Annotated in this window: 11 protein-coding genes and 1 pseudogene; 8 read left to right on the top strand and 4 right to left on the bottom strand. The window is 34.3% G+C overall.

Translation table 11 applies throughout. The features are described 5' to 3' along the window. The first annotated feature begins 285 nt into the window (after window positions 1–285). On the top strand, window positions 286–756 hold the full coding sequence (locus FG384_RS18920; RefSeq protein ID WP_142644245.1) for an NUDIX domain-containing protein: 471 nt from the start codon (window positions 286–288) through the stop codon (window positions 754–756). 108 nt (window positions 757–864) lie between these two features. Here FG384_RS18920 and FG384_RS18925 read toward each other — a convergent pair. Further along, window positions 865–1,040, bottom strand: a pseudogene (locus tag FG384_RS18925) (DMT family transporter); the annotation flags it as partial. A 12-nt stretch (window positions 1,041–1,052) separates the two neighbouring features. Between FG384_RS18925 and FG384_RS18930 the strand changes: the two are divergent. Continuing rightward, window positions 1,053–1,613, top strand: coding sequence for a YybS family protein (locus tag FG384_RS18930; protein ID WP_142644246.1), 561 nt, complete (start codon window positions 1,053–1,055; stop codon window positions 1,611–1,613). Window positions 1,614–1,720: 107 nt separating this feature from the next. Here FG384_RS18930 and FG384_RS18935 read toward each other — a convergent pair whose 3' ends face one another. Next, window positions 1,721–3,175: a PQQ-dependent sugar dehydrogenase gene (locus FG384_RS18935; RefSeq protein ID WP_142644247.1), complete on the bottom strand. Its 1,455-nt coding sequence runs from the start codon at window positions 3,173–3,175 to the stop codon at window positions 1,721–1,723. 359 nt (window positions 3,176–3,534) lie between these two features. Here FG384_RS18935 and FG384_RS18940 point away from each other — a divergent pair, with 359 nt between their 5' ends. From FG384_RS18940 to FG384_RS18950, 3 genes are all read left to right on the top strand, one after another. Further along, window positions 3,535–3,939, top strand: a complete 405-nt coding sequence (locus FG384_RS18940) for a hypothetical protein (RefSeq protein ID WP_142644248.1) — start codon at window positions 3,535–3,537, stop codon at window positions 3,937–3,939. A gap of 78 nt (window positions 3,940–4,017) precedes the next feature. Beyond that, entirely contained in the window at window positions 4,018–4,374 is a 357-nt protein-coding gene (locus tag FG384_RS18945; protein ID WP_142644249.1) for a hypothetical protein, read from the top strand. 128 nt (window positions 4,375–4,502) lie between these two features. Beyond that, window positions 4,503–5,780, top strand: coding sequence for an IS110 family RNA-guided transposase (locus FG384_RS18950; RefSeq protein ID WP_142644250.1), 1,278 nt, complete (start codon window positions 4,503–4,505; stop codon window positions 5,778–5,780). A gap of 553 nt (window positions 5,781–6,333) precedes the next feature. Here the strand turns inward: FG384_RS18950 and FG384_RS18955 are convergent. Both FG384_RS18955 and FG384_RS18960 read right to left on the bottom strand, forming a co-directional pair. Then, window positions 6,334–6,729: a VOC family protein gene (locus tag FG384_RS18955; protein WP_142644251.1), complete on the bottom strand. Its 396-nt coding sequence runs from the start codon at window positions 6,727–6,729 to the stop codon at window positions 6,334–6,336. A gap of 244 nt (window positions 6,730–6,973) precedes the next feature. Continuing rightward, window positions 6,974–7,327, bottom strand: a complete 354-nt coding sequence (locus FG384_RS18960) for a YxeA family protein (RefSeq protein ID WP_142644252.1) — start codon at window positions 7,325–7,327, stop codon at window positions 6,974–6,976. A gap of 257 nt (window positions 7,328–7,584) precedes the next feature. Here FG384_RS18960 and FG384_RS18965 point away from each other — a divergent pair, with 257 nt between their 5' ends. From FG384_RS18965 to FG384_RS18975, 3 genes are all read left to right on the top strand, one after another. Further along, window positions 7,585–8,271 (top strand): MBL fold metallo-hydrolase, encoded by a 687-nt coding sequence (locus FG384_RS18965; RefSeq protein ID WP_142644253.1) that lies wholly within the window; start codon window positions 7,585–7,587, stop codon window positions 8,269–8,271. Between the two features lie 144 nt (window positions 8,272–8,415). Further along, window positions 8,416–8,805 (top strand): histidine kinase, encoded by a 390-nt coding sequence (locus FG384_RS18970; RefSeq protein ID WP_142644254.1) that lies wholly within the window; start codon window positions 8,416–8,418, stop codon window positions 8,803–8,805. Between the two features lie 178 nt (window positions 8,806–8,983). Beyond that, window positions 8,984–9,415 (top strand): hypothetical protein, encoded by a 432-nt coding sequence (locus tag FG384_RS18975; protein WP_142644255.1) that lies wholly within the window; start codon window positions 8,984–8,986, stop codon window positions 9,413–9,415. The last annotated feature ends 217 nt before the right edge of the window (window positions 9,416–9,632 follow it).

The raw sequence follows: 9,632 nt of genomic DNA on the forward strand, positions 1-9,632 counted from the left end.
TTAGGCTACATTTTGTGAATGGTGACTTGGAAGAGCCGTGTGCGTAAATAGCGCAAGCACGGTTCTGTGAGGGGGGAGGAACACAATCTACCGCAAGGTAGAGAGGTTCCCTTCTACTCGACTAGTTAAAGATCATGGGTTGCTTAGGCAACTCTTTTTTCTTATTGATCTAACGGGGCAGGTTAGTATTAGAAGGACTATCCAAAATTTGAAGGTTTAATAACTGGGCTACAGAATAAATAACAAATGCAGTTAAAATAATCATATTGCAGGGGGGAGAAATTATTGCCTAATCCATTTCATCATTTAGCAAGGGGAATCTTTATAAAAGATAATAAAGTTTTACTTGCACAAGCCACTGGATATCCAAATACATTTTTACCCGGTGGTCACATTGAATTTGGCGAAAGTGCAAAAGATGCACTAATAAGAGAAATTGAAGAAGAATTAGGAATTAGCTGTACAGTGGGTAGTTTACTTGGGTTAGTAGAACACAAGTGGGAGAAAAAAGGCATATTACATTGCGAAATAAATCAAGTATTTCAGGTTACAAACGATGAATTAACAACAAGTTTTAACCCAAAATCAAGTGAACCTCATCTTAAATTTATCTGGTGTAATGCAGATGAATTGGATACAAAAAATTTACAACCATACCCATTTAGGAATCTGATAAAAAATTATCTAAACGGGAATAAGGATGTTTGGTGGGAGAGTACTTTAAACTCTGCAATTGATGATGCAAACAGAAGTTAGAACTTTCTACTTCAACTAACGGGGCAGGTAAGTTCAATTAGAATAAAAATAAAGAAGATAATCCATTATTAAAACAGATTATCTTCTTACTAGAAAATGAAAACTCTTTTATGAGACGAGTTTTAGTCCTACTGCAGCACCTAATACTATAAAAACAAGTCTTTCCAGTCGTTTAATTCGCCATAAAATAACATGCCTAAAATTGTTCCACCAGAAGCACAAATCCCTGTATAGATAGCATAAGCTGTACCCATAGGAAGTGTTTCCATTGAATAAGCAAGAAATGAGGTGGACCGATGTGTTTTTTAAAATCAATTTCAGATGATGTTCGATTTGCCCAATTAGAATTTCGTAAACATACAAAAGCGAAGAGGCTTGTTTTAGGATGTTTTCTCGCCTGTATAGCTGCTGTACTACAGGTAGCTGGTGGATTTTTACCAGGGATCGGATATTTTATCAGCCCATTTGCCACTTTACCCATTTTGATTGGTGCTATGTTTTCCCTTCAGATGGGAGTGATGTCTTATTTTCTTACCATCCTGTTGCTATTCATTCTGTTTCCAAGTGAACTAGTCATTTTTCCTTTTACAACAGGATTGTTAGGAATTGGTATAGGTGCAGCTTTTTCCTTTTTCAAGAAGAGATTAAGCATTATTTTTGTTGGTGCCATTCTCTTAACGATAGGTATTATGAGTCTACTATATATTTTCCACTTTCCCTTACTTGGTCCAGCTGTATCCGATTCCTTTTCATTCCTTTCAGCAGGAAGTATTTTTATATTTTCTTTCCTTTATAACTGGTTATGGGTTGAGATGGCATTATTCTTTTTTAAAAAATTGAAGACCGTTATAACTTAGTGACTCTCCAATGCCGCGGCTCATATCGAGTTCCACACTGCCAAATTCCTCAATAAATACTAGAAAGAGATTATCTAGTATTTATTGCGGAATTTTATAGTTATGCATCATGGAATAATTTCAAAAACAGTACCTTGGTTATAATCGGTCACATTCATAGAGCCATAAACCCCTAAATATAGTCTGGTTTGATCCAGATTCGTTCCTAAACTAACATAATAAGCTGATTGAGACCCAAAATTATAATCGGTATTAATAACACTAAAATCATTTAGTTTACCATCTGTTCTTACCCTGGTAAAAGCTAAAACCCCTCTAACCGGAGGTAGAGACTCTTCATCCCGGGCAAAATCGGTAAACACAACGCTTCCCGTTAAATCGGGAATTCCATTCCCCACATATGACTGGACCCCTGTAAGTGCTGTTCCTCCAAACTTATCAGGTCGCGAATCTTTATGAAAATAACTAGTTAGTGGCTGAAGACGCCGCACTGAAGATTTTACTGCTTCATTGTAATAAGCAATTGTTTTCTCATCCAAAGTTGGCTTTGCAGAGCAGCCCCTTATAATCGAAGTAGGAAAAGCACCTTCCCATCCTCTCCAGCCAAAGTTAATAAATTCTTCTTGGTCAGGTTCAGTTTTCATTAAAGAAGCTTGAATAAGCTGAGTAACAGATATTGGTTTATAATGAATGAATGAAAAAATCGACTCTGCCAAATCCTGTCCGACATTTCCCACATATTTGATATACTGATTATAAAACCTTTGAAATGAAATGCCGGGTATATTGCGAACCCCTTTGGCAATCACCGTAAGCGTTTCCTGAATAGGTGCAGGAAGTTCATTAAAACGCGTGACTACGGGTGGATTATACATAAATGTATTCTTAACTACATCAATTTCAATTATTTTACCAGCGATTTCCATATCATCCTGACTTAAATTAAATGGATCATAGCCTGATCCACCATCTCCGGTTGTTAAAACAAGTTTTCCAGTTTCAGGTGAAAAGTTTAAGCTATTGACACCATTATGATTAAAAAATGGTCTTCTTAAGTTAAGTAATGTCCGTCGTTTTTGTGGTTGAACATTGGAGTGTAAAATCCATTCTTCAACTGTATCAATATGATCATATTGAGTTTCTCTATTTATCCACTTTAGGTTTAAGGTTCTGGGGTCACAGGGATTAGGCTGAAAAAATTCAGGAAGACCATTTTGGCCTCGTTCTGCAGCTTCTGAATTAGGAAGAGCACCTGGACCTTGTGTTCCAGCTACTGAATAATGAAGATAAAACAGACCGTTATAATAAAATTCGGGATGAAACGCTAGCCCTAGCAATCCCCGTTCATCATATCCACCACCAGAAACACCTAGTTTAATGATTCGCGGGCGAATATCTAAAAAAGTCTTTATAACTCCGTTTCCTATGTAAAAGATCTCTCCTACCTGGGTTGCAATAAATAATCTTTCAATTGAGTCACCCGGAAGCATAGTTGTTTTCAAAACTGTGGGTAAATTCATCTTATTTACAATGGGTCGTAAACTAACGTTAACTTTTATCAATTAACTTTACACTCCTTTGTATTGTTTTCATTTTTAAGAATATGAATAGAACAGTACTATTAGTACCAAATTAGGGCGGCTGGGGAATCTGACAAGGCATTGGACCATTTTCCGCACCAGCGTCGGAGGAATTGCACTGATTGATATCATAATTCTATTAAGTATTTCTAAACACCTTAACGTTATAGATGAAGAGATAGAAAAGGTAAGTAATGAAGCAATTGAACAAGAATTAGAAGATTATTTAAAAAGGTAACTAATCTTTCCATTTACTTAAACTAAAGGGGCAGGTTAGTTGAAGAAGTTATACTTACAATGGGTGGGTATTTATCGTTAAATAAAAATTGTGAGGGGTTTAAATGAATAAAGAAATTGAAGAAATAATTGTTAAAACATTTTTCGTTAAAAGAGTTCAGGAAAGAGTACTATTCGAACTTGCTTCACCTCAAAAACGCAATGATGTCTTTGGAAGAAGAAACAATTTCATTCGTACAGAATTAATGTTTGAAATACCTAAACCGAATTCAGACCCTGAAGAAATTGAAAAGTTGTTGAAAAAACAAGGCGCTGGTAATATGTGCTATGTAATGACATCGTTAAACAGTTATATTGACGGAGAAGAATTGCCACTAATAAAAGCCTTAGAGGATTTAATTTGGTCTGGAATGCCGTTTATAATTTCTTGCATACCAAATAAATTAGCTTACTATCAAGGTGAACAGGCGTACGGTTCTCCACAAAAGTATATATTAAAAAGACAATAGCTTCTTCAACTAGCGGGCAGGTTAGTTGAAGTTAATACTAAAGTAATCATTTAGATTTAAATATTTGGGAGGAGTATTTTGAATAATACAATAGGAAATCTGATTAAATATCTTCATGAATTAGAAAATTTTTTATTGAAAGGATCTATTTCAGATGGGGGAAGTACGAAATACTTATATAAGAGTTTAAAAAATGGAGTTAATATTTTGGAGCAAGACTATTTAAACAACCAAATGACGGATGAAGAATGGAAAGAAAATATACTTAATTTTAAAAGGTTTTATTATGATTTAAAGAAATCAAAATTAGGATTAGACTCTCTATTTATTTGGAGTGAAATTTATGAAGAGAGAAGAAGATTAATTAATGAATTGGATAGTGTCAGAGAAAAAATAATTTTTCTTTTAGAAACACTTACACTCTTGGAAAACTAACGCTTTTTAACTAACGGGGCAGCATTCCTGTTTGAAAGATGTTCGAGGTCTTGCAGAAAAAAGAGCCCTCTAGTATGATGCTGAGTGTCAACGACCATTGACCCATCATCTACAAGGAGGACTCCTAAATGCATTCTAAAATGAATAACAAAATTAATCAAGTAACTGAAAATACACTCGTCGTTGGTATGGACATAGCTAAGCATGTGCATTACGCCTGCTTTGTTGATGAACGAGGACGCGTGATAAAAAAAGCATTTGCTGTACATCAATCAAAAGAAGGATTCGAAAGTTTGTATGAAAAGATTAGACAAACGATGCTGGAAACACAGAAAACGGAAGTAATCGTCGGCATTGAACCGACAGGTCACTACTGGATGAACTTAGCCTATTTCTTAGATCAATATGGCATTTCACTGGTCATGGTGAATCCGATGCACGTCAAACGCTCGAAAGAACTAGATGATAATTTACCGACAAAGAACGATAAAAAAGATGCATTAGTCATCGCACGGTTATTGAAAGATGGACGCTTTAGCTATCCACGAATATTAAAAGAAATAGAAGCTGAACTACGGATTGGTTCTACTCTTAGAACAAAGTTAACGGAGGATCTAGCAAGTATTAAAAATCGAATCATTCGTTGGCTCGATCGATATTTTCCTGAATTCACTCAAGTCTTTCCTTCTTTCGGAAAAATGGCACTTACTGCATTAGAAATTACACCAATGCCACAGGAGATTCAAGGGAAAACCGCGGAAGAACTTGTATTTCTCTACCGTCAGGTAGGGGGGATGAGAGCTCCACAACTACCAAAAGCTAAGCTACTCATTGAAAAGGCTATAAATTCTATTGGACTGACAGAAGGACAAAAGATGGCCAAACATGAAATCGCCACACTCCTACGTCAGTTTCGCTTATTAGAAGCTGAAATCGAAGCAGTGAATGACCAATTAACTGAAATGGCAAAGACAACGATGGAATATGACCTACTCGCGTCAGTACCAGGTTTAGGTGATGCGACGATTGTTGATCTACTTTCCGAAGTAGGGAGCTTTTCACTTTACGAAAATCCACGCCAACTCATTAAACTAGCGGGACTAACATTACGTGAAAACTCATCTGGTCAACATAAGGGTCAAAAACATATATCAAAACGTGGACGTAAGAGACTTAGACATATCCTTTTCAAAGTGATTGTTCCTTTGATTCGGCATAACCTAGCTTTCAAACAACTTCACGAATACTACACCACAAGGAAACAAAATCCCTTACGTGGAAAGCAATCAATGGTGGTACTGTGTGGTAAATTACTGAAGGTATTACATGGTATTTGTAAAAAGAATGTCCGTTTTAACGAGAAACATATGATGAAAGACCTCTACTGTCTCGCAGAGGCAGCGTAAACATATTCTTTTCATCGAACTATAACAAGAAGGATGACACGGAGAAGCCAGCAACATAACTAAACTTAGACTATGAGTCCCCGGGGCAGCTTAGCAGGCCTCTGCCTTATGAATAGACCGAACGAAGGAATGTAAGCGCGTTGACGCTAAGAGACATGGGAGGGTACGTCGTCATAAGCATCGCAGAGATCCATTGTGCATCGAAATATTGGAGAAAAAAGCTAATGATTTCCATTAGTTTTAGCGAAGCGTACGCTCTATTTGACAATAAAAACTATAAATTCAATTCTCTTCTTATAAAAGAGATAAAAAAATATTTTTCTATATAAAGAAGTGATGAAAACCGTTGATACTTCAATGTTTATAGAGGGAGGTTAGTTCAACAACTATGTAAAAATTAGTGAGGATAAAAGGAGAAAGTAAATATGAGTTCAGCAAGCTATATTGGATGTAATGTATAAATTTTTATGTCACACTTGACACATTATGTGTAGTAGAAAGAAAGGCGCAAAAAAATTGCGCCTGTAACTTAAAGAGTATAAAAAAATAATTTTTACTGTTCTGGATGAAGGATATTACAGGCACTTAACCAATTTCCAGAAGGATCTTTAAATCCAAAACCACCAAATTCACCTTGTATATTTAAAGTACCAACTTCAACTTGTTTTCCTTGAAGCCACTCATATAATTCTTTTAAGGAAGGAGTATAAAAGTCAATCATGCTATGAACGATATCAGTATTTGTATTTCTAAATGATAATCCAATAATTTCTTCAGTTTCAACCAAGAAAATCGTTGGAACTCCTTTTGATTTCATAGTAAGCATAGCATTTTTTTCACCTTGAAAGTGGACTTCGGCACCAAGAATATCGATATAAAACTCTACAGATTCTTTTAAATTAGTAACTGGTATTTCCAGTGTAGCAATATGTGAAATTAATTTAGTCATAATAGCCTCCTGTATTTTGTTTTTGTTTGCACATATTTTTTTCTACACCCAATTAAGAAATCCCTCTTAAGTTTCATTATTTATGGGAAGTAATTAATGCTAAGTCCATTTGATACATGAAGTTTGAGATATGACACATGGGTGGACAATATACGATCATTATTTAATACACAGTACGACCATAGTACGTCACTCTAACAAAAAATGCATATAATAAAATGCACTATGACCAAATTCCATAGTCTTATTTGAGCTTATCTCGAACAACGGAAGGCATATCATTCAGCTGCACCTCTTCCCAAGCTTTCACATAAGTTCTTTTTGTATCAACTTTTAAGTATGCCCCCTCCTGTAATTGTTTACTAGCAGTGAAAGTAATCCTTATTTTCTTGCCATCTTCATTAACTCCTTCTAAGGCATACTCGAATGTTGTTTGATCAATCTTTTTTCCAGTTTGATCAATCTTTACGAAAACATCCTTTTGATGAATAAAAGGGTTTAACATATCTGCAAGTTCGTTCTTAACCAAAAGAGACATAGACAATATTATTATAACTGCAACAACCAGGGATCCAATTGCTATCTTTAATGCTTTCATCTTAGAATTCCTCCTAATTTTCTTCTTTTTTTACATTTTACTAGAAATAGAAAATAGTAGCCTTCCATTATGGTTACAAATGAAACAAAGAAGTGACGATATTGTCACTTTCTATAATAAAGTTGTTTAAAAATAAATAAAGTCGGAAAAAAATGAAAATTGGGACGAGATGAAAGGTTTCATATCGTCATGTATAATGAATGTATAGAATATTCGGTTATCGAATGTTTCACAAACGAGCAGTATGGAGGAAGAAAATGAAGATATTAGAACTACCAATTGAATTTGAATTTAATGGACAGAAAAATTACATTTATCCTAGCTTAATAATATTGAATAATGAACTAACCTTGGTCGATACAGGGTATACAAATTTTTTAACTTTAATTGAAAAAGAAATATTAATAAATGGATATGAAATGAAGAATTTAAAGAATATAATCATTACTCACTATGATGATGATCATATAGGTTCCTTATATGATTTTAAAGAAAAGTATCCTTGGATTAACATTATAGCTAGTGAAATTGAATCAAAATACATTAGTGGTGAAATGAAGTCAGAGAGGTTGGTTCAAGCCGAAGAAATGCTAGAAAATATGCCAAATGAAGAAATTGAATTTGGTAAATGGTTTATACAGCAATTAAAGAATTTGAAGCATGTTTCAATTGATGAAAAGGTACATGATGGTGATATGATTCTAGATAACAAATGTAGAGTAATAGCAACACCAGGGCATACTTCAGGGCATATTTCGTTATATTTTCCAAGTTTAAAAAGTGTAATTACAGGTGATGCTGCTGTTCATGAGAATCATGAATTGGTAATTGCTAATCCACACTTTTGTTTAAATGTTGAGAAAGCAGAACAGTCTTTGGGTAAGGTTAAAAATCTTAAAGCTGAAACTTACTATTGTTATCATGGTGGGAAATTTACTCTATAATTGGGGGCTAAGCGTAAAAATTCGCTCTCGAATTAAACAACTTTATTATTCAGTTTTATAACAATAATCATGAATGCAATTAAAAATTAAATAACTTTAATACCCTTCCAATCATTTCATCGTTGGAAGGGTATTGGTTTTATAATGATAAAATTAAACGACTTTATTATCTCAACACAAAAACAAAAATTACTTTTACAAAACTTAAAAAATATAAAGGATTACTGGACAAAAACAGCCGTTGATGGCTTAAATCCTAATACAGATTTAATCTGGTCTGATTATGAAGACGAGTATAAAATTCTTCAAACAAAACTCACATCACAGGAAGAATTAAATGCTTTTCATAAAGTTCAAAGTGAAGTTCTTCAAGGTGCAATTCACTCGATTTTAGTTATGATTGATGGTGGCGATGAACTCGCTGATAATTATTTAATTGATTTAGTGGAAAGAGAGCCTAATGAGTCACTACAAAAAGAAGTTACTTTACACGAAGAATTTGATGGTTATTTTCTTGATAGTGAAGAGGAGTAACAAAAATTCCTTATTAAGCTAACGAGTACTTTAACACAATTAGGAGATCGTCGATATGGCAGCTTATCTTGTACTAACGCAGCAATTTACTTGAATTGAAAGTAAAGTACACATTAGGGAACGATTTCCATTTTATTTCGTCTGTATAAAAAGTAAATCGAAATAAGGGGATGGGAAAATGAAGAGAATATTGTCATTATCAGTGACAGTTTTATTATTAATTATTTTATCTGCTTGTAAGGGTACTTCTGGAGACTCAATTAAACCGAACAATGAAAATATGATAATTAATATAGAAAACAATGCTAATTTTGATATCTATGGAGTGAAAGTAAATATTTTAGGACATTCACCAACAAGTGTTAATGCTGACGGCTCTGAAATTAAAAAAGGTCAATCACTTATGTTTGAATTTCTCGAAGAAGACTTCAAGTTAGATGGCGAGGCTACAATGGTAGTTTCAATCTTAAATAATAACAACATAGAAAATAATGATGATGTAATCCCAATAGATAAAAAAATTAAACTTGAATTGGGCAATAATAAAGAACTATTCTTTGAAATTACTGGGAATTCAATAAGTAAAGCTGACTTAAAAAAAGTAAATTGAGATTGTGAATGATTGTACTTAAACTACTGAGGCTTTACTTGAAGATCATTGAGCTGTTTGGACAGCTCTTTTTTCTTATTTAACTAAAGGAGCAGGTGTGCGGCCGAGCCTAGGTCGTATCATATAGCGGGTGGGATTCCCGTCGAGAAAGAACTAGCCATTCACTCGTAGCGAGTCTTGGAGGGCTAATGGTAACATTAGCCTTTAAGCGTAGACA

This window comes from Psychrobacillus vulpis, from assembly GCF_006861825.1.
Classification (GTDB): domain Bacteria; phylum Bacillota; class Bacilli; order Bacillales_A; family Planococcaceae; genus Psychrobacillus; species Psychrobacillus vulpis.